General features: G+C 67.4%; 33 protein-coding genes and 1 pseudogene. 21 read left to right on the top strand and 13 right to left on the bottom strand.

Features of this window, described 5'->3' with window-relative positions; all coding sequences use genetic code 11:
- Positions 1-2 precede the first annotated feature (2 nt).
- Complete coding sequence (locus tag NATOC_RS17605; RefSeq protein WP_015322834.1) at positions 3-1,196, bottom strand: MBL fold metallo-hydrolase; 1,194 nt, start codon at positions 1,194-1,196, stop codon at positions 3-5.
- 250 nt (positions 1,197-1,446) lie between these two features.
- On the opposite strand from NATOC_RS17605, the gene NATOC_RS17600 reads away from it, so the two are divergent.
- The 7 genes and pseudogenes from NATOC_RS17600 to NATOC_RS22920 all read left to right on the top strand — a co-directional run.
- Positions 1,447-1,692, top strand: a complete 246-nt coding sequence (locus NATOC_RS17600) for a sulfurtransferase TusA family protein (protein ID WP_015322833.1) — start codon at positions 1,447-1,449, stop codon at positions 1,690-1,692.
- A 1-nt stretch (position 1,693) separates the two neighbouring features.
- Positions 1,694-2,275: a DsrE/DsrF/DrsH-like family protein gene (locus tag NATOC_RS17595; protein ID WP_015322832.1), complete on the top strand. Its 582-nt coding sequence runs from the start codon at positions 1,694-1,696 to the stop codon at positions 2,273-2,275.
- The gene (locus tag NATOC_RS17590; RefSeq protein ID WP_015322831.1) at positions 2,275-2,502 is read left to right on the top strand and encodes a HalOD1 output domain-containing protein; all 228 of its coding nucleotides are present in this window, start codon (positions 2,275-2,277) and stop codon (positions 2,500-2,502) included. Before NATOC_RS17595 ends, NATOC_RS17590 begins: the two co-directional genes overlap by 1 nt.
- A gap of 259 nt (positions 2,503-2,761) precedes the next feature.
- The gene (locus tag NATOC_RS17585; RefSeq protein ID WP_015322830.1) at positions 2,762-3,682 is read left to right on the top strand and encodes an ABC transporter ATP-binding protein; all 921 of its coding nucleotides are present in this window, start codon (positions 2,762-2,764) and stop codon (positions 3,680-3,682) included.
- The gene (locus NATOC_RS17580) at positions 3,675-4,460 is read left to right on the top strand and encodes an ABC transporter permease subunit (RefSeq protein WP_015322829.1); all 786 of its coding nucleotides are present in this window, start codon (positions 3,675-3,677) and stop codon (positions 4,458-4,460) included. Before NATOC_RS17585 ends, NATOC_RS17580 begins: the two co-directional genes overlap by 8 nt.
- Before the next feature lie 61 nt (positions 4,461-4,521).
- Positions 4,522-4,983 (top strand): pyridoxamine 5'-phosphate oxidase family protein, encoded by a 462-nt coding sequence (locus NATOC_RS17575; RefSeq protein ID WP_015322828.1) that lies wholly within the window; start codon positions 4,522-4,524, stop codon positions 4,981-4,983.
- Positions 4,984-5,082: 99 nt separating this feature from the next.
- Positions 5,083-5,283, top strand: a pseudogene (locus NATOC_RS22920) (PKD domain-containing protein); the annotation flags it as partial.
- A 78-nt stretch (positions 5,284-5,361) separates the two neighbouring features.
- Here the strand turns inward: NATOC_RS22920 and NATOC_RS17570 are convergent.
- Positions 5,362-5,811 carry a hypothetical protein gene (locus NATOC_RS17570; RefSeq protein WP_169330932.1) on the bottom strand — a complete coding sequence of 150 codons (450 nt, stop codon included), beginning with the start codon at positions 5,809-5,811 and terminating at the stop codon, positions 5,362-5,364.
- A 112-nt stretch (positions 5,812-5,923) separates the two neighbouring features.
- Between NATOC_RS17570 and NATOC_RS17565 the strand changes: the two genes are divergently transcribed.
- Together NATOC_RS17565 and NATOC_RS17560 are read left to right on the top strand one after the other, a co-directional pair.
- Entirely contained in the window at positions 5,924-6,787 is an 864-nt protein-coding gene (locus NATOC_RS17565; RefSeq protein WP_015322827.1) for a universal stress protein, read from the top strand.
- A gap of 93 nt (positions 6,788-6,880) precedes the next feature.
- Positions 6,881-7,714, top strand: coding sequence for a universal stress protein (locus tag NATOC_RS17560; protein WP_015322826.1), 834 nt, complete (start codon positions 6,881-6,883; stop codon positions 7,712-7,714).
- Here NATOC_RS17560 and NATOC_RS17555 read toward each other — a convergent pair.
- Positions 7,699-8,184: a universal stress protein gene (locus NATOC_RS17555; protein WP_015322825.1), complete on the bottom strand. Its 486-nt coding sequence runs from the start codon at positions 8,182-8,184 to the stop codon at positions 7,699-7,701. The genes NATOC_RS17560 and NATOC_RS17555 overlap by 16 nt on opposite strands.
- A gap of 118 nt (positions 8,185-8,302) precedes the next feature.
- Between NATOC_RS17555 and NATOC_RS17550 the strand changes: the two genes are divergently transcribed.
- Positions 8,303-8,752 carry a pyridoxamine 5'-phosphate oxidase family protein gene (locus tag NATOC_RS17550; protein ID WP_015322824.1) on the top strand — a complete coding sequence of 150 codons (450 nt, stop codon included), beginning with the start codon at positions 8,303-8,305 and terminating at the stop codon, positions 8,750-8,752.
- Positions 8,753-8,758: 6 nt separating this feature from the next.
- Here NATOC_RS17550 and NATOC_RS17545 read toward each other — a convergent pair whose 3' ends face one another.
- The gene (locus NATOC_RS17545) at positions 8,759-9,187 is read right to left on the bottom strand and encodes a universal stress protein (RefSeq protein ID WP_015322823.1); all 429 of its coding nucleotides are present in this window, start codon (positions 9,185-9,187) and stop codon (positions 8,759-8,761) included.
- A 153-nt stretch (positions 9,188-9,340) separates the two neighbouring features.
- Here NATOC_RS17545 and NATOC_RS17540 point away from each other — a divergent pair, with 153 nt between their 5' ends.
- From NATOC_RS17540 to NATOC_RS23105, 3 genes are all read left to right on the top strand, one after another.
- A complete protein-coding gene (locus NATOC_RS17540; protein ID WP_015322822.1) occupies positions 9,341-9,775 on the top strand; it encodes a universal stress protein in 435 nt (144 codons plus the stop codon).
- Positions 9,776-9,924: 149 nt separating this feature from the next.
- Positions 9,925-10,809 (top strand): universal stress protein, encoded by an 885-nt coding sequence (locus tag NATOC_RS17535; RefSeq protein WP_015322821.1) that lies wholly within the window; start codon positions 9,925-9,927, stop codon positions 10,807-10,809.
- Between the two features lie 48 nt (positions 10,810-10,857).
- Complete coding sequence (locus NATOC_RS23105; RefSeq protein ID WP_015322820.1) at positions 10,858-10,989, top strand: hypothetical protein; 132 nt, start codon at positions 10,858-10,860, stop codon at positions 10,987-10,989.
- Between the two features lie 3 nt (positions 10,990-10,992).
- Here NATOC_RS23105 and NATOC_RS17530 read toward each other — a convergent pair whose 3' ends face one another.
- Positions 10,993-12,099 carry an aminotransferase class V-fold PLP-dependent enzyme gene (locus NATOC_RS17530; RefSeq protein ID WP_015322819.1) on the bottom strand — a complete coding sequence of 369 codons (1,107 nt, stop codon included), beginning with the start codon at positions 12,097-12,099 and terminating at the stop codon, positions 10,993-10,995.
- Positions 12,100-12,580: 481 nt separating this feature from the next.
- On the opposite strand from NATOC_RS17530, the gene NATOC_RS22505 reads away from it, so the two are divergent.
- The gene (locus NATOC_RS22505; protein ID WP_169330931.1) at positions 12,581-12,739 is read left to right on the top strand and encodes a hypothetical protein; all 159 of its coding nucleotides are present in this window, start codon (positions 12,581-12,583) and stop codon (positions 12,737-12,739) included.
- Between the two features lie 102 nt (positions 12,740-12,841).
- Here NATOC_RS22505 and NATOC_RS17525 read toward each other — a convergent pair whose 3' ends face one another.
- Positions 12,842-13,291, bottom strand: coding sequence for a universal stress protein (locus tag NATOC_RS17525; protein ID WP_049888966.1), 450 nt, complete (start codon positions 13,289-13,291; stop codon positions 12,842-12,844).
- A 181-nt stretch (positions 13,292-13,472) separates the two neighbouring features.
- On the opposite strand from NATOC_RS17525, the gene NATOC_RS17520 reads away from it, so the two are divergent.
- On the top strand, positions 13,473-15,041 hold the full coding sequence (locus NATOC_RS17520) for an ABC1 kinase family protein (RefSeq protein WP_015322817.1): 1,569 nt from the start codon (positions 13,473-13,475) through the stop codon (positions 15,039-15,041).
- 84 nt (positions 15,042-15,125) lie between these two features.
- Positions 15,126-15,572, top strand: a complete 447-nt coding sequence (locus NATOC_RS17515) for a universal stress protein (RefSeq protein ID WP_015322816.1) — start codon at positions 15,126-15,128, stop codon at positions 15,570-15,572.
- Here the strand turns inward: NATOC_RS17515 and NATOC_RS17510 are convergent.
- Together NATOC_RS17510 and NATOC_RS17505 are read right to left on the bottom strand one after the other, a co-directional pair.
- Positions 15,554-15,964, bottom strand: coding sequence for a hypothetical protein (locus tag NATOC_RS17510; RefSeq protein WP_015322815.1), 411 nt, complete (start codon positions 15,962-15,964; stop codon positions 15,554-15,556). The genes NATOC_RS17515 and NATOC_RS17510 overlap by 19 nt on opposite strands.
- Before the next feature lie 63 nt (positions 15,965-16,027).
- Positions 16,028-16,777 (bottom strand): sugar phosphate isomerase/epimerase family protein, encoded by a 750-nt coding sequence (locus NATOC_RS17505; protein WP_015322814.1) that lies wholly within the window; start codon positions 16,775-16,777, stop codon positions 16,028-16,030.
- A gap of 233 nt (positions 16,778-17,010) precedes the next feature.
- Here NATOC_RS17505 and NATOC_RS17500 point away from each other — a divergent pair, with 233 nt between their 5' ends.
- Entirely contained in the window at positions 17,011-17,886 is an 876-nt protein-coding gene (locus tag NATOC_RS17500) for a universal stress protein (protein WP_015322813.1), read from the top strand.
- On the opposite strand, the gene NATOC_RS22030 is transcribed toward NATOC_RS17500, so the two are convergent.
- From NATOC_RS22030 to NATOC_RS17490, 3 genes are all read right to left on the bottom strand, one after another.
- A complete protein-coding gene (locus NATOC_RS22030) occupies positions 17,867-18,004 on the bottom strand; it encodes a hypothetical protein (protein ID WP_157224652.1) in 138 nt (45 codons plus the stop codon). The two genes, NATOC_RS17500 and NATOC_RS22030, sit on opposite strands and share 20 nt — an antisense overlap.
- Positions 18,001-18,390 carry a DUF2267 domain-containing protein gene (locus tag NATOC_RS17495; protein WP_015322812.1) on the bottom strand — a complete coding sequence of 130 codons (390 nt, stop codon included), beginning with the start codon at positions 18,388-18,390 and terminating at the stop codon, positions 18,001-18,003. The genes NATOC_RS22030 and NATOC_RS17495 overlap by 4 nt, the downstream gene beginning before the upstream one ends.
- A gap of 83 nt (positions 18,391-18,473) precedes the next feature.
- Complete coding sequence (locus NATOC_RS17490; protein WP_015322811.1) at positions 18,474-18,932, bottom strand: universal stress protein; 459 nt, start codon at positions 18,930-18,932, stop codon at positions 18,474-18,476.
- A gap of 166 nt (positions 18,933-19,098) precedes the next feature.
- On the opposite strand from NATOC_RS17490, the gene NATOC_RS17485 reads away from it, so the two are divergent.
- The gene (locus NATOC_RS17485; protein ID WP_015322810.1) at positions 19,099-20,220 is read left to right on the top strand and encodes a pyridoxal phosphate-dependent aminotransferase; all 1,122 of its coding nucleotides are present in this window, start codon (positions 19,099-19,101) and stop codon (positions 20,218-20,220) included.
- Between the two features lies 1 nt (position 20,221).
- Here the strand turns inward: NATOC_RS17485 and NATOC_RS22025 are convergent, their stop codons facing one another.
- Positions 20,222-20,395 carry a hypothetical protein gene (locus tag NATOC_RS22025; RefSeq protein WP_015322809.1) on the bottom strand — a complete coding sequence of 58 codons (174 nt, stop codon included), beginning with the start codon at positions 20,393-20,395 and terminating at the stop codon, positions 20,222-20,224.
- Between the two features lie 185 nt (positions 20,396-20,580).
- Between NATOC_RS22025 and NATOC_RS17480 the strand changes: the two genes are divergently transcribed.
- The 3 genes from NATOC_RS17480 to NATOC_RS17470 all read left to right on the top strand — a co-directional run bounded on the left by NATOC_RS17480 (position 20,581) and on the right by NATOC_RS17470 (position 23,507).
- Entirely contained in the window at positions 20,581-21,546 is a 966-nt protein-coding gene (locus NATOC_RS17480) for an NADPH:quinone reductase (protein WP_049888965.1), read from the top strand.
- Between the two features lie 59 nt (positions 21,547-21,605).
- Complete coding sequence (locus tag NATOC_RS17475) at positions 21,606-22,454, top strand: helix-turn-helix transcriptional regulator (RefSeq protein ID WP_015322807.1); 849 nt, start codon at positions 21,606-21,608, stop codon at positions 22,452-22,454.
- Positions 22,455-22,643: 189 nt separating this feature from the next.
- Positions 22,644-23,507, top strand: a complete 864-nt coding sequence (locus NATOC_RS17470) for a methyltransferase domain-containing protein (RefSeq protein WP_015322806.1) — start codon at positions 22,644-22,646, stop codon at positions 23,505-23,507.
- Here NATOC_RS17470 and NATOC_RS17465 read toward each other — a convergent pair.
- Positions 23,499-24,506, bottom strand: a complete 1,008-nt coding sequence (locus NATOC_RS17465) for a TIGR04024 family LLM class F420-dependent oxidoreductase (RefSeq protein WP_049888963.1) — start codon at positions 24,504-24,506, stop codon at positions 23,499-23,501. The genes NATOC_RS17470 and NATOC_RS17465 overlap by 9 nt on opposite strands.
- Positions 24,507-24,573 lie beyond the last annotated feature (67 nt).

The following is a 24,573-nucleotide window of genomic DNA, read 5'->3' as shown; positions in this document are numbered from 1 at the left end:
GGTTAGTCACCGGCCAGCGACTCCTGGCTGGCGGCGCAGTTGTTCGGGCCGAGCTCGAGTTCGAACGCCTCTTCGTCGTCGACCGACTGCTGGCCGAGATTCGTCTGGATGATCTCCTCGTAGTTGGCCGGACGGGGCGGCATATCCGAGAGAACCAACTCGACGAACTCGTCTTCCTCCATCGTCAGGGCGTCCATCTGCTCTCGAAGCTCGCCGATCGGTGCCGTGTAGGTGCCGTCCTCGGCGGGCACGGCCGAATCGCTGAAGTGAGCGCCACCGATCAGGGTGTCCTCGGGTAGGGTGAGCATGCGCTCCTGGAGCGTCTCGTAGAGCTTCCGGGCGGCGTCCTCGGCGCCCTCGGCACCCTCCTCTAAGTCAGGTCGGGCGACGCTCTCGACGAACAGGCCGTCGCCGGTCGCGAGCAGCTTGCCGTCGATCAGATACGAGGTCATCCCGGAGGTATGACCAGGCGTGTAGACGGCCTCGATCGTCGCCGAGCCGACCTGAAACTCGTCGCCGTCCTCGGCCAGGGTCATCTCGTCGGCGTAGGTGACGCCGCGGTCGACCGCCGCGTCGGGAACGACGCCCTCGACGCCCTCCTCTGTGAGTTCGCGAACGCCCGAGATGTGGTCCGCGTGGACGTGCGTGTCGATGGCGTATCGCAGTTCGACGTCGAGTGCAGCCGCATCGTCCAGGTACCGTTCCGTGAACGCGCGCAGCGGGTCGATCACGGCCGCCTCGCCGTCGTCGTAGACGAGGTAGCCGAGACAGCCCGAGGACGGACGCTGGTACTGCAGCAGCGTCCCTGCGCCGTCGTAGCGCTCGACCTCGACGGCCTCGTAGATCCGCGCCCAGCCGTGCATCCCCTCTTCGAGGTGGTTTACGTCATAGCCGCGATCCTTCAGCGCGCCCGCGACGAACTCGCTGGCGCCACCTTTCGCACAGAGGACCGTCACCTCGCGGTCGTCGGGAATCGTCGCGAGGACGTCCGCGTCGATCTCCTCGTCGAGGAACTCGAAGTAGGGGATGTTGACCGATTCGACGGTATCGCCGTCGATGCGCCACTCCTCGTAGTCGCTCTCCATACGGGCGTCGAGAAGGGTCACGTCCTCGCCCGCGTCGATGCGAGCCTTCAGCTCGCTCGGCGCGACCGACTCGACCGACGCATCCGGTGTGGGAAAGTCCATATCGTCCATTTCTATACATCCGGTACAGTCCGACCCCACATAAGAATTCGCATAGTTTTTCTAATTCTACACAATATCAAAGACCGGCTCGTAACGCGGACTCCTCCCTGACGACGGAAAAGGGTGAATAATCGGATAGGAGTCGGTTCTGCCAGAGTTGGCGGCGGACGGATGTTTGCGTCACCTACAATCATCGGTGCGCTTTTACGACCGTAAAGGATATTGTGTAGCAGCTCCAATACAGGGCATAGATATCATTATGAGCTCGACCCCTACCGCAACAGAGACCCTCGACGTGAAAGGACAGTCCTGCCCGATGCCCATCGTCAAGACCAAGCAGGCGATCGACGACCTCGAAGAGGGTGACGTCCTCGAAGTCGTCGCGACCGATTCGGGCAGCGTGAGCGACATCCAGGGCTGGGCCGACGGCACCAACGGCGTCGAACTCCTCGAGCAGGTCGAGGACGACGAGCTGTACACCCACTACGTGAAGAAGACGGCCTGAGATGAGCACGGAATCAACCACGCCAACCGAGGACGGCGAACCGATGAGTGAGGCCGATCTCGAGGCCCGGATCGCGGAGCTCGAGGAGAAAGTCGCAGGTCTCGAGACCGAGGTCGAGGACGATCAGAAGAAGATGACGATCGTCGCGACCAAGGGATCGTTCGATATGGCGTACCCGCCGCTGATCCTCGCGAGCACGGCGGCCGCCTTCGGCTGGGAGGTCATCGTCTTCCACACGTTCTGGGGACTCGACATTCTCCATGAGGAGAAGTCTCGGGACCTCAAACTGAGCGCGGTCGGTAACCCCAACATGCCGCTGCCGAACGCGCTGGCTGCGCTGCCGGGGATGGATTCGATGGCGACGCGGATGATGCGAAAGCGAATCGACGACAACGGCACCGCGACGATCGAGGAACTGATCGAGCTCTCGCTGGAAAGCGGCGTCGAGCTGCAGGCCTGTCAGATGACCGTCGAACTGATGGAGTACGACGAGGACGACTTCTACGACGGCGTCACAACGGGCGTCGGCGCGGCGACGGCGCTCCAGCATATGGCCGAGTCGGACATCCAGCTCTTGATCTGATGTCGGGATCGGACGCGGCTTCCGGCGGGACCGCGGTTCGTGCGCCCAGCGTCCGCGTCGTCGAGGCGGTCGCCGACGCGGAGGGCGTCGACCCGACCGACCTCGAGACGCCGCTGTACGAAGCCATCGACGGCGCCGCGCTCGACCGGCTGTTCGCGCCGACGGCCGACTCCGCCCGGCACCGGGGCTCGCTGTCGTTCGTCGACTTTCTTCTTCCATCTCTGTAACGGGAGCGTTTCGCGCGCTCGACACGCCCGAGAGCGAGACTTCCCTCTCGGTATTGTACTCCTTGCAAACGGGGCGAAATATCAGTCCGTACGAACCGACGAACGATTCGGTTCGTTGCGATCCCGCTCCCGCAGCGAGCAACCGGGGCCGGCGCGACGTTGCAAGAATCGCAGAACGCTCCCGCGTCCGCCTCCCGATCGTATCGGATCTCAAGACTGTTCGTCCACTACTATATCCACGGCAACCGTACCGTTCGGTATGACCGCGATCGAACTCGAGGGGCTCACCAAGGAGTACGACGAGGTCGTCGCGAACGACGCGTTGACTTTTACCGTCGAAACGGGCGAGATCTTCGGCTTCCTCGGTCCCAACGGCGCGGGGAAGACGACGACGATCCGGCTGCTCCTCGGGTTCATCTCGCCGACCGCCGGCACCGCCCAGGTGCTCGGCCGCGACGTCACCGACGAGTCCGCGCTGCTCGAGGCCAAACGGCGGATCGGCTACCTCTCGGACGAGCCCGGGTTCGACGAGGGGATGACGGGAAACGCCATCCTCAATCTCCACGCCTCGATCAAAGGCGACAGCCGGCGCGAGGAACTGCTCGAGCTGTTCGATCCGCCGCTGGATCGCCGCGTCCGCGAGTACTCGCAGGGAAACGCCCGGAAGCTCGGCATCGTGACTGCGTTCATGCACGATCCCGAGCTGGTGATCCTGGACGAGCCGACTAACGGGCTCGACCCGCTGATGCGACAGCGCTTCGCCGACTTCCTCCGGGCCGAACGCCAGCAGGGCGTGACGGTGTTTTTCTCCTCGCACAACCTGAGCGAGGTCCGCCGGCTCTGCGATCGGGTCGGAATCATCCGCGAGGGTGAACTCGTCACGATCGAGCCCGTCGACGCCCTGTTGCGACGCAGCGGGAAGGTGATCCGGATCCGCAGCGCCGACCCGATCCCGATCGACATCCTCGAGAGAGCGGGCGTTCACGACCTCGAGACGAGCGTCTCGAACGCCGACGCCGACCCGTCGACGGCGTTTACCGAGTGTGTCTTTACGTTCACTGGCGACATCAACGCCGTCCTCGAGGGACTTTCCGACCACGAGCTGATCGACCTCGCGGTCGAGGAAGCTCCCCTCGAGGACGTCTTCATGCGGTTCTACGGTGGTGAGGACGATGTTTGAGATCGCCCGCTACGAGGGTCGAAATCGGCTCAAGGGGAGCGTCTACCTCTCGATCGGAATGGCGCTGCTTGCGGCGCTGGTCGTCTGGGTGTACCCCTCCTTTAGCGACGCCCTCGGCGGGGACGAGCTGCTCGAGGCCTACCCCGAGGAGATGCTCCAGGTGTTTCGCATCGAGACGATGGCGTCGCTCGAGGGGTTTCTCGCGTTCGAGCTGTACACGTTCGGCTGGATCGTCCTTCTCGGGCTGTACGTCGCCTACGCCGCCGCGGGCGCGATCGCCGACGACGTCGACCGGGGGCGGATGGATACGCTGCTGGCGATGCCGATCTCCCGCGCCCGGCTCGTCGCCGAGAAGTTCTTCGCCCTCTCGGTTCCGATCCTCGTCGTCAACCTCCTGACCCCGCCGGTGTTGCTCGTCGGTAGCCGACTGATCGACGAACCGCTGGCCGTCGGCGATATCGTCGCCGCCCACCTGCTGTCGATCCCCTACCTCTTTGCCTGTGCCGGGATCGGACTGCTGTGTTCGGTCGTCTTCGACCGCGTGGGGATCGCCCAGCGGGTCGCGCTGGCGGTCACGTTCGCGCTGTTTCTCGCCGAGTCGTTGCTGGCCGAAACCGACGCCGAGGCGTTCGGTGCGATCGCGCCGATGCGGTACTATGACCCCAACGAGATCCTGCTCGAGGGGACGTACGATCTCGTCGGCGCCGCCGTCCTCGTCGGGATGACCGTCGCGTTGCTCGTCGTCAGCCAGCTGGTGTTTCGCCGCTCGGATATCTGATCGCACGGCAGAAACACACTCTCGGGGGCCGATTCATAGTCATGGCACACGTACATCGAGCATGTCTCTCGATCGAATCGGGTACGTGTACACGTTCGGAATGGACGAGGCCGAGATCGAAGCGACACTCGAGACGACCGCCACCGGCGTCCTCGCGCTGGCAAACGACGGGGCGGCGTACGCGATCCCAGTCGGGTGTGACTACGAGGACGGGACCCTCTACTTCAGGCTCACCGACGACGGTGCGAGCAAGAAGCTGTCGTACCTCGAGACGACGACCGAGGCCTGCGTCCTGTTGTACGCCGACGAGCCGTCGGGCGACTCCTGGAGCGTCGTCGCCGTCGGCCCGATCCGCGAGCTGACCGACGAGGAACTCGGGGCGTTCGACGAGGCGACGATGCTCGAGCGGTTCGGGAAACCGCGGATCTTCGACGAGGATCTCGACGCACTCGAGTGGTCGGTGTACGAACTCGACATCGAGGAGGTCACCGGTCGAAAGACCGGAAGCCAACGAATCCAGTAGCTATCGTGGGTCGGTGGCCGTCCGGAGGAGGATGGATGGTGTCGTGTCTGGTCGGATTCATCCCACGACTGAAGTCGTAGGCGTTCTCCTCGAATCTCTGTAAACGCCGACGGGATCCGCCACAGTCTGGAGATCCGGAACGAGGACGGCGAGATCATCGACGACTACCAGAGCGAGGCCGTCGAGGAGGAGGGCGAGGAGACGACCCTCGAGGGTGTCACCGCGACCGAGGAGATGACGACGTACATCTGTACGTACCACGAGTCGACCCAGGTCGGCGACATCGAGATCGAATCCGAGTCGTCGACACCGCACCGTCCCGGCGATCTCGGGCGAACGACCCTGCGACCGAGGACACTGGTCGTGGTGGGTCTCGCCCTACTGTTCGCGGTCCGTGAGTTCCCGTTCCGTGCGCCGTCTGAGCGCCTCGAGTCCGGTGCTGATCCGGACCTCGTAGCGGTCCGGCTCCCTGACCCGACGGTGGCGCTCGGGCAGGCGCTCGAGCTCCCGTCGGGTTCGCTCGCGGATCGTCGACAGCGACGGAAACTCCGTGACGATCGCGCCGTCCTCGACGACCGTCTCGAGACGTGACTCGCCAGCGACCGATTCGTCGCGTTTCGCGAGGACGTCACGAACGTACGCGCCGTCCCGTTCGATCCGGTGGAGCTCCTTCTGTCCGGGGTAGGTCACCTTTCCGGGCGAGAGCTTCATGCTCGGCTCGAGGACACCGTCGCGCTCGACAGCGATGAGCTTGTAGACGACGTCGCTGCTGGGGCGTCCTTGCTCGTCGTCGTTGGGGTCGACGTGGCCGAACCTGGGGTGAGACATGGTGAGCCCCGATTCGATCGCGGAGCAAATAGCCCGGGACAGGACGGGAACGAACCGTCGATCGACTGGTAGCGTTTCTTGTGTCTCGACGACGTACACCGTGGCGGTTCGGATGTACTCGACGATTCTCGTTCCGATCGACGGTAGCCCAGGTTCCGAACGCGCGATCGACCGGGCGCTCGCGTTCGCGCGGCGGTTCGACGCGACCGTCCACGCCCTCTCGGTCGTCGAAACCGGGGGCGAACCCGTCGAGCTCGACCAGGAGCGCCGCGACGAACTTCGGCGACGGGCCGAAAAGCGAAGTCGGCAAGCGACCGCACAGGTCAGAGACCGCGCTGTCGACCTCGACCTGGAGGCGAGCCGCGCCGTCCGCGAGGGGACGCCGCATCGGGTCGTCCTCGAGTACGCGGCCGCCGAGGACGTCGACCTGATCGTGATGGCGACCCGCGATCGACCCGACGTCCGGCTCGGGAGCACGGCCGAGCGCGTGATCGCGCGGGCGGACGCTCCCGTGGTAGCCGTTCGTCCCGACGAGGACGGCCCCGCCGTCGACGCGATCTCCTACGATCGTGTCGTCGTTCCCACCGACGGGAGCGACGCCGCGGAACGGGCGGCCGAGCGCGCGCTCGACCTCGCCGAAGCGTACGGCGCCTCGGTGTACGTTCCCTACGTGGTCGACACGACGAGCTACGATCTCGAGGACACCACCCGGAGTATGGTCGGCCTGCTGAAGGAGGGCGGACGGAACGCCGTCGAGTCGATCGCCGAGGACGCCAGCGAGCGGGGGCTATCGGTGAAGACCGACGTCCTCCGGGGCGTCCCCGACGAAGAACTCGTCGAGTACACCGAGGGGGTCGAGGCCGATCTGGTCGCGATGGGGACGCGAGGACGTGGCGGCGCGACGGGCGACGTCCTCGGGAGCACGACCGCCCGGGTCCTGCGACGGACCACGCGACCGGTTCTGACGGTTCGGTGACGACGACCGCGGCACACCCAGGGTGGTCGTCGGGCCAGGTCCCGCTCGCGACGCAGAGGGAGCTTCAAGACGCTGGTCGTCGTACCGCGGCCCATGTACGAGGACGTACTCATCGCGACCGACGGGAGCGACGTCGCGGCGACGGCGGGAACGGTTGGCGTCTCGCTCGCTCGCACGCTCGGAGCGCGGGTACGAGTGCTGTCGGTAGCCGAGGACGGAAGCGACGCGGCCGAACGCGACCGCCGCGAGGCCGACGCGGCGGCGATCGCGACCGACGCTCGCGAGGCGGGCTGTGAGGCCGAGACGATCGTCCGCACCGGTCGCCCCGCGAGCGAGATCCGGACCGCCGCCGACGAGATCGACGCGGGGTTGGTCGTCGTCGGCACCCACGGCCGGACCGGCGTCCGACAGGTACTGTTCGGCAGTGTCGCCCTCGAGGTGATCCGGGAGGCTCGCCGACCCGTCCTCTCGGTCGGGCCGAACGCGGGGTGGGACGGACGGTCGGAACCGGTCGAGCGCGTGTTGCTGGCGACCGACGGCTGGTCGGGTTCGGAAGCCGCGACCGACCACGCCCTCGGAGTCGCGGACGCCTTCGACGCCGAGTTGCACGCGCTGTACGCCGTCGACGTCAGTGACGACACGCCGGAGCTACGTGAGGGGTTCGAGGAACACGGCGAGCAGACAACCGCGGCCGTCACACAGCGAGCCGCCGAACGCGGGCTCGAGGCGTCGCGAACGGTCGTTCACGGTGCCCCCGACGAGGTCATCCTCGACCGCGCCACGGAGACCGACCTGCTGGTCATGGGCACCGAGAGCAAGTCGAACCTCGAGCGACTGGTCGTCGGCAGCGTCTCCCAACGCGTGGTACCGTCGGCGGGCGTTCCGGTGATGACCGTGCGGACGGTCGGCGATCAGGATTCCTCGTAGAACGACTCATGGGACTCGATCCCCGCGACCATCGGCGGCGACGGGTGGCGGACGACGAACACGTCGTAGGCGTCCTCGGCGGCGATGTGGACACCGACGCTCGTCAGCGGTGTCACGACGCGGCCGACGTTGTCACTGCCCAGAAAGACCACACTCGGCTCCTGCTCGAGCACCAGCCGCTCGATGTCGTTCGCCAGGCGGTCTTCGGGCGGAAACTCCCTGATTCGCTCGGCCTCGAACGAGGCCGCTGGCGCCAGCTCCAGCACCCGCTCCCGGAGGTCGGCGACGACGCGTTCCGGATCGAACGGCTCCTCGTCGTCGATCCACCCCTTCTCCCTCGCGTAGCGTTTCCGCTCGGGGACGACGCTGACAGCTGTCACGTCCTCGTCGAGGGCGCTTCCGTACTCGACCGCACGGACGAGCGCGACTGCCGCGAGCTCCGATCCGTCGAACGGGACGACGAACGTCATACACCTCCCGTCGACGGCGAACACAATAATCCCGAGGGGGGCGACCGCGTTCCCGTCGAGTGAACCGTTCGGATCTCCGAGACGAGGTGTTTTCCTCGCTCACGTGGTGGGGTCGGCTATGCGAGACTCACGCCGGCTCCAGCTGAGTGAATCCGAGCGAAACGAGCTCCTCGACCGGGGCGGGACGGGCGTCATCTCGTTCGGCGCCGACGCCGACACCGTTCCCGCCTCGATACCCGTCTCCTACGGCTACAACCCGGACGTCGAGGCGTTTTACTTCCGGCTCTCGCTACCGTCGGGAAGCAGAAAGGCCGACCTCGTCGACCGACCGGTATCGTTCGTCACCTACCGGGAAACTGACGACGGCTGGCGGAGCGTGATCGCGACGGGGCGGCTCGAGGCGGTCGAGAACGCGTCGTACGACTCGACGACGGTCCAGGGGATGTGGGGGATCGAGATTCCCGAGGTCGACGTCTTCGAAACGCCCCGCGAGGGGCTGGAGTTTCGGGACTTCCAGCTCGATCCCGAGACGCTGTCGGGGCGCAAGGAGGTTCCCACGGAGCCGTAGCTCCCGTCACTCCTCGCGGACGATCGTCACGGAGACGGGTGCCCGCCGCGCGACGTTCTCGGCGACGCTGCCGAGCAACACGCGGCCGATCCCCGAGCGGCCGCGACTGCCGACGACGACGTGGTCGACGTCGAAGTCGCCGACGGCGCCGACGATCGCCCGCGCTGGCGATCCCTTCGCGAGTTCGGTCCGGATCGGGACGTCGAACTCCCGGCCGAGCTCCGCGTACTCCGCGAGCAGTTCCTCGGCCTCTCGTTCTCGCTCGTCCATGTAGTCGCTGTTCCAGACCGCCTCCTCGGTCGTCGAGGCGACACGGAACGGATCGAGGACGTGCAGGGCGACGATCTCGTCGGTCTCGAACTCGGTCGCGGCGGTCGTCAGCGCGCGCCGGGAGTGCTCGGAGCCGTCTACCGGAACGAGGATCCTGTCGAACATCGTCGGACGTACGCCGGGTGGTCACATAACCGTAGTTCATCGTTCGGTGACAGTTTTCTCGAGCGAACTGTCGGCTCGCACCCCGACTCGTCCGATTCTCCCGTCCCGGGAACCGCACGAAACGATTTCCGTCCGGCTCCCGTCGTTCCGGGTATGAGTCACGTGCTCGTTCCGCTAGACGGCTCCGAGCCGTCGTGGGCCGCACTCGATCACGCCGTCGAGAACTACGCGGGCGATCGGATCACCGTCCTCCACGTCGTCGACCCCTCGGCTGGATCGTACGCGGGCGCGGAGGGCGGCTACTACGACCCCGTGGCGTTCGACCACGCCCGCGAGCGCGGCGAGGAACTCTGCGAGGACGCCCGCGAACGGCTCCGGGCGGCCGGCGTCCTCGAGTCGACCGAGTTCGAGACCGCCGTCGAGGTCGGCGGCGCCTCCCGGACGATCCTCGAGTACGCAAAGACCGAGGACGTCGACCACGTCGTTATCGGCAGCCACGGCCGGGAGGGGGTCTCGCGGATCCTGATCGGCAGCGTGGCAGAGCGGGTTACCCGTCGGGCGCCGGTTCCGGTGACGATCGTTCGGTAGTTCGTCGGTTCGTCTAGAATCGGTCCCTCGGACGGAGGCCTGCGCTCCTCGAGTCGCTAGCGAACGGTCTCCGGACGAACGTCGGATTACTGTCCGTGGGCGACAGGAAAACGGTAATACCGCGGGTCCGTGTAGAGTCGAGCGTTGCCATGCCTGATGACACCTCGAGCGCGGAGGGGACCCTGCTCGTTCCGGTCGCGAACGCCGAGACAGCAGAGCGACAGCTCGGGACCGCGATCGACGTCGCGACCGACCGCTCGTACCGCATCCTGTTTGTGTACGTTCTCGCCGTTCCGCCGCAGCTGTCGCTGCAGGACGGATACCGGTATCTCCTCGAGGACGAAACCGAGGCGATGCTCGACGACGCCGTGCAGGCTGTCGACGCTCAGGGGGTACCCGTCGACAGGCGTATCCGGATGGCCCGCGGCGTCGCGACGGGGATCGTCGGCGCCGCCGAAAAGTACGACGCCGAGGCGGTCCTGCTGGGGTGGCGCGGCCGTCCGCCACGGGAGAACGTCGTCCTCGGCTCTCACCTCGACACCGTGCTTCGGGACGCCGGCCGTGACGTCCTCGTCCAGCGCATCCAGACGCCCCGGCCCGACGTCGAGTCGGTACTCGTCCCGGTCGTCGGCGGTCCTCACGACGAGTTCGCCGCCGAAGCGGGCGCCTCGATCGCCCGCGCGAACGACGCCGCGGCGACGCTGTTGCACGTCCTCGAGTCCGAGGACTCGGAGCTCTCCCGGGAGGAGGCCCGTGCCGTCCTCGCCGAGCGAGCCGGAGCGTTCGAGGACGTCGATCAGGTCGAACGGGAGCTCCTCGAGGCCGACGACGTCGCGGGGGCGATCACCGACCGAACGGTTGAGCACGACCTGACGGTGCTCGGCGTCTCTCGCGGCGGGTTCCTCGAACGCAAGCTCCTGGGGACGATCTCGGAAGGGGTCGGGAGACACGCCGCGGGAACGATCGTGCTGGCGAAACGCCACGAGCCCGTCCCGTCCCGGCTGAGCCGACTCGCGTCGACGCTTCGGCGCTGACTCCGGCCACGCGGACGTCAGCGACCGCGAACGAACGTATCGGCCGCGATGACAGTGAATACCACTCTGCGACGGGACGGCGTCGCGTCACTGATAGCGATGGACGACCGCGTCCTACGACGACTCGTCCTCTTCGAGACCGCCCTCGAGACGTTCCCCGACGACGCCGTCCTCGGGTGACCGCTACAGCGCCTCGAGCAGGCCGTCGATCTCCTCGCGCGTGTTGAACGCGTGGACCGAGATTCGGATCGCCTCCGGGTACGGCAGCGAGCGAACGACGATATCCCGATCGGCGAGCCGTTCGACGGTCGCCTCGGGATCGTCGACGTCGACGGTCACGAGCCCGGATTCGAAGGAACGAGGACTCAACAGTCGCTCCTCGGATAACCCCGCTTTGAGGCGATCGGTCAGCGTCTCGATGCGGGATTCGATCGCGTCGGCGCCCAGCTCCCGGTGGAGCGCGATCGCCTCTCGGAGCCCGGCGTCGGTCGCGGGCGTGGTCGTCCCGACCTCGAACCGTCCCGCGCCGGGCGCGTACTCGTAGTCGGGAGCGTTGGGGTCGACGACGCTCCGGTAGCCGATCGCGCTCGGAACGTAGGCGTCCTCGATCCCCTCGCGGACGTACAGAAAGCCCGCACCGAACGGTCCGAGCAGCCACTTGTGGCCCGCGCCGACGACGAAGTCGGCGTCCCACTCCCGGACGTCAACGGCCGTCTGGCCGGGCGACTGGACGGCGTCGACGAGCGTCGCCGCGCCCGCGTCCCGGGCGATATCGACGAGTTCGCCGACCGGAAGCCGGGTCCCGTGGGTCCAGGTGATCGAGCTGAACTCAAACAGCGTCGCGTCCCCGAGGGCCGCCTTGACGTCGTCGAGATCGAGCCGTCCGTCCTCGGTCTCGAGGACGCGCACCTCGACGCCGTACTCTCGCTCGAGCCGGCGCCAGGGGAGGATGCCCGCAGGGTGTTCGAGGTCGGTCCGGACGACGACGTCGTCTTCGCTCCAGTCGACCGCGCCGGCGATCCGGTTGATCCCGTCGGTCGTGCTCTGGGTAAGTGCGACCTCGTCCTCGCTCGCGCCAAGCAAGTCGGCGACGGCGGGTTTCGTCGCGTCGTGGCTCTCCCCGGCCGCGACGTACATTCCGTCCTCGACGGGCGCCTCGTACTCGTGGGACTCCAGTGCCGATTCGGCCGCCTCGACGACCCGTTGAGGGCTCGGACCCCCCGCACCAGTGTTGAAGTAGCTGGCACGCTCGAGTGCGGGGATATCCGCCCGTAGCCGTTCGTGATCCATATACCAAATCGTCGGCTCGCCGATCCCTAAGCGTTCGGCTCGACGGCCGAACGCGAACACCGGGATCGTTCTCGTGGTCCGTCCTCGGGCAGCGGTCGAGAGCAGTCGCTGGGAGTACGATTTCCTTTATCTACTTTGAGTTGCGAATCCGAACTGCTCGAGTCGTTACGTACAGAGTGCGAACGTAACGCTGTTACTTCTATCAGCTATCGGTGATGTTGGCAAAGCCGTGCTGAATACACAGTGTGTTTTGGTCACGCCACTCACAGACCCGATATAAATGGATTATTCGATTAAGAGAGAGACCAATGCGGGCACGGCCGGTACATGTTAGTATGGCACAGAGATACCGTGTCGATGACCAAGGCAGCGACACTGAACCAAGATTCTACCTCCCCGCCGGGAACACCCCACCGTTCTATGCCAGTCACTTCGAGCGTCTCTGGGCGTTGTTATTCAACCAATCCGTTGAATCACCATGATGGGTTCCCCTGAGATGCTGTCACAATTTAGTGAATTCCTTGAAGGAGAGGATATGACTGGAAAACAGGCAGCGCTAATAGTTGCTGTCTGGATGGGAGCCACCGCCCTCTTTGGAATGATTTCTTATATTGTAGTGTTTGTGATTATAGGGACTTGATTATTATTGCTTGCTCTGTCTTTCACCTGTACTGAACACGGATTCACGATAAAATATGAATGAAGGAAGTGTACTACTCTCTACTGATACGGTCGCTCCTCGCTACTCGTCGACCGGGGACTTGACGACCGTCACCGGGCGCTCGGACATGTTCACGACCCGCTCTGCGACGCTTCCCAGCAGCCGTCGGTACTCGCCCGAGCGGTTCTTCGAGCCGACCACCGTGAGTCCGATGTCGGCCTCGTCGCCGTACTTGAGGATCTCCTCGTGGGGAACGCCGTGGCGGATTACCTCGGTCGTCTCCACGCCGGCTCCGTCGGCTTCGTCGGCGATCTCTTCAACTGCGTCCCGACCCGCCTGTTCGAGAGCGCTCTCGAGACCCTCGAACTCGTGGACGTACTCGTCGCCGGGGTAGGAGCTGTAGGCGTCGGCGTCGACGACGTACAGGACGTGGAGTTCGGCGTCGTACCGCTGGGCCGCGTCGATCGCGTGATCGATCGCGTTGTCGATTCCCGCGCTCATGTCGGTCGGCAGCAGTAGTCGATCGTACATATCTCCCGGAACGAGGTCGATCGCCATATTACCGGGGCCGATTTCCAGGGTGCTGGGAAAACGGGACCACCGAACGGCTCGCGGACGATCGGTTCGGCTGCCAGATCACTGATGTATTTGTAGTCGGGCTTCCAAGTCCAGCTATGGACAGCGAGACGATCGTCGACGGCGCGCTCGAGCGATGACCGGCTACGGCTACTATCTGCGGTACATACAGGTCCTGCTCCGATTTCTCCCCGTCGCGATCGCCCTGCTCCGGGATCGACGGCGGTTCCTCCTCTTTGGCCCGCCCCGTCGGGTGTCGACGGCGACCCACCGCGAGCGGGCCGAGCGGCTCACCGAGACGATGCTCGATCTCGGCCCCGCGTTCATCAAGGTCGGCCAGGTGCTGTCGACGCGCCCGGACGTCGTCCCCCCGACGTACGTCGAGGCGTTCGCGACCCTGCAAAACGAGGTCCCCGAGGACGTCGGCGGCGATCCCGAGGCCGTCCTCGAGGACGAACTCGGCGAGGTGCTCGACCTCGAAACGGCCGAGCCCGTCGCGGGCGGCTCGCTCGCGTTCGTCTACACCGCCGAGTACGAGGGCGAGCGGATCGCGCTGAAGGTCCGTCGTCCGGGGCTGGTCTCGATGATCGAGCGCGACCTGCGGGTCATCAGGGGGATCGTCCCGCTGATCGCGACGTTCGCCGACGAGCGCCAGCGCTACTCGCTGGAGAACGTCGCCGACGACTTCGAGGAGATCATCCTCGAGGAGCTGGACTTCGAGCGCGAGGCAGCGATCATGGCCGAGATCGGCGACAACTTCGCCGACGACGATCGGGTCGTCATCCCCGAACCCCACGCGGAGCTCTGCTCCGACCGCGTGATCGCCATGGAGTACGTCGAGGGACGGAAGATCACCGACGAGGACGCCCTCGAGGCGGTCGGCGTCGGGCGGACCGAGATGGCCACCCTGATCGCCCGGACCTACCTGAAGATGGGGCTGGTCGACGGCGTGTTCCACGCCGATCCACACCCGGGGAACCTCGCGGTGACCGACGGCGGGCGGCTCGTCATCTACGACTACGGGATGAGCCAGCGGCTCACGTCCCAGGAGCAAGAGGACATCACGAACCTGTATCGCACGCTCGTCCGCCGGGACGTCGACGGCCTGTTGAACACGCTCATCGCGCTCGAGGTGCTCGAGCCGACCGTCGACCGCACCGCCGTTCGTCGCGTCCTCGAGCTGGTGATCGAGAATCTCGAGGGCCGCTCGGAGATCACCTGGCGGGCGATCATCACCGAACTGCTGTCGATGCTGCAGGACTTTCCGTTTCGGATTCCGCCGAACGTGATGTTGCTCGTCAGAGCCGGCACCGTCGGCGAGGGGGTCTGTCGGAGCCTCGACCCCGAGTTCGACTTTCTCGGGGCGACGCGGTCGTTTCTCGTCGACCACGGGTTCATCGAGAGCGAACTCGAGGCGCTGCTCGCAGAGACCCGAACCGACCTGCGGGAGTCGGCGCCCGTCCTCGCACGGGCACCGGCCCGGTTCGATTCCGTCTTCGGACAGCTCGAGCGGGGCGAACTCGTCGTCAGGACCGACCCCGTCGATCCACCCAGCGGGAGCGATCCCGCGGTCGGGTACGCCGTCCTCGCGGGCGCGCTGTTCGTCGCGACAGCAGTGTTGACGCTGCACACCCAGCCCTACGAGCTCCCGTCGTTGCTCGCCGCGGTCGTCGCGACCGTCCAGTACGTTCGGGCGCGGCGGTGAGTCCCGGGTCGACGGCTCGCTCGCGGTTCTCGGTGCTCGCCGACGCCACCCGGACTTATCCACCCCGCGGGAGAACGGACGGGCATGTACGATCGGATTCTGGTCCCCACTGACGGCAGCGAGTACGCCGAGGACGCCGCCGAGCGGGCGTTCGACCTCGCGGAGACAACCGACGCCGCAGTCCACGTCGTCTGTGTCGTCGAGCAGGGACCGCTGGGTTCCGTTCGGCTCCCCGGTGACGACGCCAGCGCCGCCGGGGCGTTCGCCGAGCGGGCCGAGGAGTTCGTCGCACAGATCGCCGAACGGGCCCGCGAGCGCGGTCTCACCGTCGACGCCGAAATCCGCGAGGGCGTCCCGGTCCGGGAGCTGCTGACCTGCGTCGACGAGGTCGACGCGGACGCCGTCGTCATGGGAACCCGGGGACGGGGCGGGGTCAGCCGGATGATGCTGGGCAGCGTCACCGACGGCGTCATCAGAGAGGGCGACGTCGACGTCCTCGTCGTCGGCGAGGATCAGGAGTCGGCCCGCTGACCGATCGCCCGCGAGCGACGGCCGATCCCCCAGCCGAACAGCGCGAGGCCGACGAAGATCCCGATCGCCTGCAGGACGTACGCCTCCGGCAGCTGTTCGGGGGAGATCCCCCAGGCCTCGAGGCCGAGGCTGAGCAGGAGCAAGACGAGTACGAGCGCGAGCCCGGCGTCGGCGCTGCGCATGCTCGGCAGCGCCTCAGGTGAGGAGAACCCGCGTCCCAGCGCGTAGAAGACGAGCGTGAACGGCACCCAGCCGACGACGACGTACAGCACCGCCTGCGAGCCGTCGCCGCCGAGGACGTCGCTCGGTACCAACACGCCGTAAACGAGCGCGACCGCGAGCAGGCTTCCGGCGAGCAAGAGGAGGGCGCTCGAGTCGCTTCGGGCGGTCATCGTCGCGACTGTTCGCTCCTTGAACTGTTCAAACTATCGTTCGAGTTTCCGGCGAGTCTCGGCTCAGCCGTCCGCGAGCCAGCTGCGAGTCCGTTCTGCGGTGTCGGACAGCAGGGCGGTATCGTCGGTAAAGACCTCGATCGCGACGGTGCCGTCGAACTCCTCGAGGCGGTCGGCGACGATCCCGTAGTCGATCTCGCCGGCCCCAAGCGGCAGGTGGGTGTCGCCGCGGCTCCGGGCGTCGTGGACGTGGAGGTGGCTGACGAGGTCGCCGTACCCCGAGAGGAAGCGCTCGACGCCGTCGTCACCGTCCTCCATGTAGGCGTGACCGACGTCGAAACAGACCGACGTTTCGGTCTCCCGGGCCAGGTCGCCAAGCACCGACAGCGGCAGGCCGCGCTTCTGGTGACCGACGTTCTCGACGACGAGTTCGACGCCCGCGTCGGCTCCGGCGTCGGCGATCGCCGCTAGCTGGTCGGCGAACACGGGTCGGAGGTCGGTGTCGTGGGGGTTTCGCGCCGTTCCGTGGAGCACCGCCTTTCGGGCGCCGACGGACCCCGCCCACTCGAGCAGCTCCCGCTGATACTCGAGGATCGCGTCGTTGATCCCTTCGACCGGGGTCACGACGACCTGCTTGAACGGAAGGTGCACGCAGAGATCGGCGTCCGCCTCGTCGAGGACTCGCTCGAGGCGGTCGACGTCGAACTCGTTCGGATCCGCTCCCTCGCCGATCGACAGCTCGATCAGGTCGAACCCCTCGATCGTTCGCTCGGCACGCTCGAGTGAGTCACCGACGGTGAGCCCGAGCTCCATACCCGGACACGGGTCCGGATCCACATAGTTCCGCCGTTGTCGCTCACGCGAACGGACGGCGGGGGATCGGTCCGTCCGTCCGTCCTCGGCGCAGATCGACCGTCTCGAACGGCGACGGGTTCGGTTCGACCTCGAGCCCGTCGGATCGCCGCGCCGATGACACACCCGGATCGTTTTATGATCGTCGGCGTGGGACGCCGACCCGAGCGGGCGACGCTCGCTTTCCACATCGTATGCCAACAACTGTTCTCGTCCCCGTCGACGGATCGGACCGGGGATTCGCCGGCCTCGAGTACTGCTTCGCGTCGTTTCCCGACGCTGTGCCGATCGCCCTGTTCGTCGCCGACCCCAGCCACGATCACGCCGCGACCGTCGGATCGGCCGAATCACCCCTCGAACGGGCGACCGAGCGCGGCGAGCGGACTCTCGAACGCGCAACCGAGCGCGCCGACGACCGTGGCCGCGAGCTGCGGACCGTCCTCCGAACGGGGACGCCCCACACCGAGATCCTTGCGGTCGCCGACGAGGAGGACGTCGACCACGTCGTCCTCGGGAGCCACGGCGAATCGCCCATCACGCGCCCGTTTCTCGGCCGCGTGAGCGAGGCGGTCATCCGCCGGGCGCCGGTCTCGACGACGGTCGTTCCCGAGCCGACGGCGGCGCTCGCCGAGCGCGACCTTCCCGGCGAGATCCTGGTTCCCCTCGACGGCTCCGAGCAGGCCGAGGCGGCGCTCGCGTACGCCCTCGAGACGTTTCCCGACGCCGACTACACCGCCGTCTACGCGCTCGACCTGCCGTTCGATCGGCCCCGAGCGGAGGTTCACGGAACCTACCTCGAGCCGATCCTCGAGGACCGCCAGCGCCGCGCCGAGGAGATCCTCGAGTCGGCGACAGCGCTTGCCGGCGGGCGCGACGCGACGATCGAGACCGAAACCGCCCCCGGTTCGCCGGCGACTGAGATCGTCGATCGGGCCGACGAATACGACCAGCTCGTCATGGGCAGCCACGGGCGCTCGCTCGCGGCGCGGCTGTTCACGGGGTCGGTCGCCGAGCGGGTCGCCCGCCGCTCGCCGGTGACGGTTACGCTGGTCAGGGGGGCACCCGCCTGACGTCCGCTTCCTCCCGTCCCTGCGGCCGACACAGAACGATCTCGACGGGCAGCCCTCCGACGGTCCAGTCACGGCGCTCGCAGACGCGGAAGCCGGCCTCCAGCGGCGTCTCGGTCACTCCTCGGCGGCATCGACCAGTTCGAACAGCGGGTCGAACTCCTCGGGCAAGTTGTTGCGGACCTTCTCGATGTTACCTGGGGGGACGTCCTCGGCGACGACGACCATCAGCTGCTGGGCGTGGTAGTTGGCGTCGGCACGATCGACGCCCTCGCGTTCGGCGACCCGATCGAGAAACTCCTGGTAGTCGAACCGCTGGCCGTGCTGGGCCGCCGACAGGTAGCGGTCGATCTCCATCGGCAGCGGGCTGGCGAGATCGGTCGCCTCCCCTTCCGGGAGCCGCTCGCCGAGCGTCGTCAACACCGCCCGCGTCGCCCGGACGGCCTGGCCGAACTGTGCGTACTCGAGTCTGTGCTGGACCTGTCCGATGAATTCCTTGTAGTTCATACTCTGACGGGCTGACGACGGTTCCTCGAGCTGAACGCCCGAGGTGTCGATCCGCCGACAGTACACCGCGAAGCGGGATAAAACTACTCGGCCCCGCCGTCGGGAACGACGACGACCGGAATCGGTGCCTGTCGGACCAGTCGGTCGGCAGTGCTGCCGAGCAGCGTCTTCGCGACGACGCCCCGTCCCGTCCGTCCGACGACGAGCAGGTCGATCCCGTTCTCCGCGGCGTAGTCGAGGATCGTCGGCGCCGGACGACCTCGGCGGACCGCACCCTCGATCGCAGGAATCGGCCCGTCGTCGCAGGCGTCGGCGACGTCCTCGACGAGTTCCGTTGCTGTCCGGTCGAGGTCGGCAACCTCCGAGACGCCGAACTGCATGGGGTTCGACGTCGTGTCGACGACCGAGAGCACGTGAACGGTCGCCTCGAGCGACGCGGCGAGCTCCAGCGCGCGCTCGAGGGCGGCCGTGGCGGCGTCGCTCCCGTCGGTCGGCGCGAGGATCGAGCGGATCGGCGCGGGGGAGTCGTCGGACGGGGACATCCGTTACGGCCGCTACTACGCTCGCGGACCTAACGGTTTGCCCTGGTCGACGCCGTCGATCGCGGGCGTCGTCACCTCGTGGTCGACGCGCCATCGACGCTCGTCCGAGGGGGAGCGAGGCGGTAACACATCAAGAGTTATCGGGATCGCCAACACCGGTGTAGCTATGACCGAGTTTGCAGCCCGGGTCGAGCAGGTGTCGATCAGCGGTATCCGCGAAGTGTTCGAGGCCGCCGGCGAGGACGCGATCAACCTCGGCATCGGCCAGCCGGATTTCCCGACGCCGGCCCACGCCCGCCGCGGGGCGATGGAGGCGATCGAGGCCGGGCGGACGGACGCCTACACCTCGAACAAGGGAACGCAGTCGCTCCGCGAGGCGATTGCGGCGAAGTACGACCGGGACTACGGGATCGGCGTCGACCCCGCCGATATCATCGCCACGTCGGGGGGGAGCGAGGCCCTGCACCTCGCCCTCGAGGCCCACGTCGACCCCGGCGAGGAAGTGATCTTCCCCGATCCCGGATTCGTCTCCTACGACGCGCTGACGAACATCGCGGGCGGGACGCCGAAACCCGTCGGGCTTCGGGACGACCTGACGCTCGACCCCGCGACCGTCGAGGACGCGATCACCGACGAGACCGCGGCGTTCGTCGTCAACAGCCCCGCGAACCCGACGGGCGCGGTCCAGAGCGAGGCCGATATGCGCGAGTTCGCCCGTATCGCCGACGAGCACGACGTCCTCTGTCTCTCCGACGAGGTCTACGAACGGATCGTCTTCGAGGGCGAGCACCACTCGCCGCTGAAGTTCGCCGAGACCGACAACGTCGTCGTCGTCAGCGCCTGCTCGAAGACGTACTCGATGACGGGCTGGCGGCTTGGCTGGGTCCTGGGCTCCAATCGTCGGATCGAACGGATGCTGCGGGTCCACCAGTACGCCCAGGCCTGCGCCTCCGCGCCTGCCCAGTACGCCGCCGAGGCCGCGCTGACGGGTCCCCAGGAGCCCGTCGAGGAGATGGTCTCGGCCTTCGAAGAGCGCCGTGATCTGGTCGTCGACGGCCTCGAGGACGCGGGTCTCGAGGTTCCCACGCCGTCCGGAGCGTTCTACGTCATGCCGAAGGTCCCCGAGGGCTGGTGTGAGGAGGTGCTGGACCGCGACGTGGTCGTCGTCCCCGGCGACGCCTTCGGCGCGAACGGTGAGGGGTACGCCCGCCTTTCCTACGCGACGAGTACGGAGGAGCTGAAGGAGGCCCTCGAGATCATCGGCGACGCGACGCGGGCCGTGCGCTGACTCACAGCGTCAGCGCCACCACCAGCGCGACCGCGAGGACGAACGTCACCGACAGCGACGCCGCGGCGATCGGCCAGCCGACGTCCTCGAGCCGGGCGTCGGCCAGCACCGAGAGCACCGCGGCTCCCAGCGGAACGACGATCACGGCGCCGACGAGCCACTGGAGTTCGATCATCGGGGCGTCACTCGCGGGCAGGTCGCTGCCGACGCGGGCCGTCCTCGGCGGTCGACGACCGATCGGATTCGCCGGAACCGAGTGCCGACAAGGGGTTCGACGGTTTCAAAATGATGATTTTCCACCGGCAACCGCCGCGGTCGATCTCCACGTTTATGGCGGTACGCTTCGTGTCCCCGTACGTCATGCGCGCTGTACGACTCTCGGAGTACGGCGGTCCGGACGTACTGCAGGTCGAAGAGGTCGACCGACCCGAACCAGAAACCGGGGAGCTGCTCGTCGAGGTCGAGGCGGCGGGCGTCAACCCCGTCGACACCTACTTCCGCGATGGCTCTTACGAATCCGTCGGCCCGCCGTTCACGCCGGGGGTCGACGTCGCGGGCACCGTCGCCGCGACGGGCGAGGACGTCGAGACGTTCACGGAAGGCGACCGCGTCTACGGGACGGGGATCGGGAACGGAGCGTACCAGGGCTCTTACGCCGAGTACGCGACGGTTCCGACGGACCGGGTCGTCGCCCTCCCCGACAGCGTCGACGCCAGCGAGGCCGGGGCTGCCGGCGTCGTCGGCGTCACCGCCTGGCGTGCGCTGATCGACCACGCCGACCTCGAGCCGGCCGAGGCGTGTCTCGTCCACGGCGGCTCCGGCGGCGTCGGTCACGCGGCCGTCCAGGTCGCTGACGCCGTCAGCGCCCGGGTTCTGACGACCGCCTCCGAGCAGTACCACGACGCGCTCGCGGAGCTGGGCGCCGACGTCGTGCTCGACTACGGCCGCGAGGACCTCGCCGACGCCGTCCGCGAGGCAAGCGACGGGGGCGTCGACGCGATCCTCGATCATCGGCTAGACGACTACCTCCAGTTCGACGCCGACGTCGCGGCCCAGGGCGGACGGGTCGTCGGGATCGGCGAGAACAGCCCCGATCCCGCGTTCACGAACGACGGCGCGGCCCGCTCGAAGGACGTCAGCTACCAGTTCATGAGCATGTTCAACACGCCCGACCTGCGCGTGCCGCTGCGGGGGGTCGCCCACCTCATGGAGACCGACCGGCTCACGATCGAGATCGATCGCAGCTACGACCTCGCCGACGCCGCGCAGGCCCAACGGGACGTGATGAACGAGAGCGTGTTCGGCAAGCTCGTCATCGAGCCGTAGCTCGGTCGGAATCGACGCACCGACCCCACTACTATTACCGCTGCGTGCGTACGATTGGCATGGACCCACACTCGAGCGAGAGCGGCGACCGCGAACGGAAAACGGGGGTGAGCAGTACGGAAGCGATCGACGACGTGGCGTATCTCGTGCGATCGCCCCACCGAACGGTCGCGCTCGCTGCACTTGCGGACGGGCCCCGAACCCGGGCCGAACTCCGCGATCTGACCGACGTCTCGCGGTCGACGGTCGGTCGCACGCTGCGTGCGTTCGAGGAGCGGGGCTGGATCGAACCGACCGACGAGGGGTACGAGACGACCCGGCTCGGCGGGTTCGTCGCGACGGGGATGCGGGAGCTGCTCGAGCGCGTCGAGACCGAACTGAAGCTGCGGGACGTCTGGCGGTGGTTTCCGGCCGAGACCCGGGAGCTTCCCCTCGAGTCGCTCTCGAGGGCGGTCGTCACCGTCGCCGCCGTCGACGATCCGTACCGCCCGGTGAATCGGTTCCGATCGCTGCTCCGGGAGACCGACCGGTTCCGGTTCGTCGGTTTCGAGCTGGCCCTGTTCGAACTCTGCCGGGACGAACTCACCGATCAGGTCGCCGGCGGGATGACGACCGAGGTCGTCGACCCCCCGTCGGTCGCGCGCTACATCCGACGGACCTACCCCGAACGGTCCGAGCGTATGTTCGCGAGCGGAAACCTCACCGTCCTCGTCCACGACGGGCTGCCGGAGTACGGGCTCAGCCTCTTCGACGATCGGATCGCGATCTGTGGCTACCACACCGACAGCGGGACCGTTCGGATCCTGATCGACACCGACGATCGGACGGTCCGCGAGTGGGCGGAGTCGACCTACGCCGCCTACCGCCGAGAGGCCCGTCCCTTCCAGGCCGAGACCCCGCTCGAGTAGGCGAGCGCCTCGCCGACCGGGGCGGGAGCGGCAGGCGTGTCCCGACTCGGACGTGCGGTGGTCGATCCGCGGGCAGCGAGCGATCCGGACCCGCGAACTGCACACGGAATCACCGGCTGCACGGTCGTCGTCGGACGCCCGACACGCACCGGGTACGTACATACGCCGATCGAGCGTACGTCGACCGGGATGCGTGACCACGAACGTCTCACGAACACCGCCGATCGCGACCGACGGCTCGCCCGCGGACTGACCGATCACCGCGGAGCGAGCCCCGTACCGACGGCGACCGCGCTCGACGGACGGGAGTTGCAGCGTGCAGTCGACGGCGTCTACCGGACGGTCGCGGCGACGCCGACGGAGGTGACCCACTTCGAGACGGGCCGCGAGCTGGCCTCGCGGCTCGGCTACCCGCCCGCCGACCTCGAACGGGTTCCGGAGACCGTCCTCCGCTCGTTTACCGGCGTCGGCTACCACCACGATCTGGCCGGACTCGGTGCCGGGGACGCCGTTCTCGATCTCGGTAGCGGCTCCGGAACGGACGCGTTCGTCGCCGCGCTCAGGGTCGGCGACCGCGGACGCGCGCTCGGCGTCGAACGCGTCGAAGCGCAGCTGACTCGAGCCCGACGGCTCCGCGAGGACGCGGGCGTGACGAACGCCACGTTCCAGCGGGGGACGATCGAGGCGCTCCCGCTTGCCGACGGCGCGGTCGACGTCGTCCTCTCGAACGGGACGCTCGTCCTCGCTGCTCACCCCGAGCGCGTCCTCGCGGAGGCGAGTCGCGTCCTGGCGTCCGGTGGGCGCCTGGCGATCTCCGAGCTGGTCTGTGAGCGTCGCCTGCCGGCCCAGCTCCGGCGAGACCCGGAGCTGCGCGCGATCGGGATCGGGGGTGCGATGGAGCTCGCTACCGTCCCCGACGTCCTCGCGTCGGCGGGCTTTCGGAACGTCCGGATCAGGGAGAACCCCTGGTACGAGTTCGTCTCGACCCGGGCACGCAGCGTCTGTCAGCAGTACGGCGTCGGGAGCGTCTCGCTGCGGGCCGAACTAGCGTAGCTCGGCGAGCGCTGCCATCGTCGTCTCCTTTTCGGCATCGTCCATCCCGTCGACGAACCCGAACCGGACGGCGTCGACGCCGTCGATCGCGGCGTACTCCCGGACCCACTCGCGAACCTCGTCGGGCGTTCCCGCGGGCGCCAGCTCGTCGAGGACGTCGTCGGGAAGCCGTGCGGCCATCGCGTCCGTGTCCCGATCCGCCCAGGCGTCGCGAACGTCGGCGACGACATCGGGGTAGCCCTGCTCGGCCACGGAGTCGCCGTAGTAGGGGCCGTAGGCGCCGAGCATGAAGGCGACGGTCTTGCGGGCGCGCTCGCGGGCCTGCTCGCGGTCTTCGGAGGCGATTCCGCGGACGATCGGGCTCACGCGCAGCTCGTCGGGATCCCTGTCGGCCAGCTCGGCACCGCGGTGGAGGTCCTCGAGTCGATCCGCCAGGCCCGACGCCGTGAACAGCTGGGGTGCCCAGCCGTCGCCGAACCGCCCCGCCATCTCGGTGGCCGTCGGTCCCAGGGTGGCGACGTCGATCGGGGGCGGACGCTCGGGGAGTTCGCGCTCGTAGTTGAGCCCGGCGATCTCGAAGATATCGCCCTCGTAGGCGGGGGTGCCGTCCTCGTAGATTGCCCTGACAATCTCGATGGCCTCCCGAGTACGCCGCAGCGGACGGTCGAACGACTCGCCGTGCCAGCGTTCGGTGATCGCGGGCGAGCTCGGACCGAGACCGAGCCGGTATCGCCCCCCGGAGGCGTCGTGCAGCGCCAGCGCGGTCTGGGCCAGCAGCGCCGGCGATCGCCCGAACGGGGAGACGACGTCGTTCGAGATCCCGAGCTCGTCGGTTCGGTCGGCGATCAGCGTCAGCGCCGGGACGATGTTCCAGCCCGTCGTCTCGCCCGTCGTGATCCGGTCGAACCCGAGCTCCTCGGCCCTGACGGCGCGGTCGGCGACGTCCTGTGGCCGATCGTAGTCGCCGAGCCGAACGAGCAGATCCAGCTGTGCGTTCACGTCGCTCGCCTCCGCGGTCGTCCTCGTTGCATACCTGTCACCACCGACCGCGTTACCTATTGGCTTA

Origin of the sequence: Natronococcus occultus SP4 (assembly GCF_000328685.1) — an archaeon.
GTDB classification, from domain to species: Archaea; Halobacteriota; Halobacteria; order Halobacteriales; family Natrialbaceae; genus Natronococcus; species Natronococcus occultus.
The sequence above is the reverse complement of the archived record's forward strand: the minus strand, read 5'-3'. Positions and strand labels throughout refer to the sequence as shown.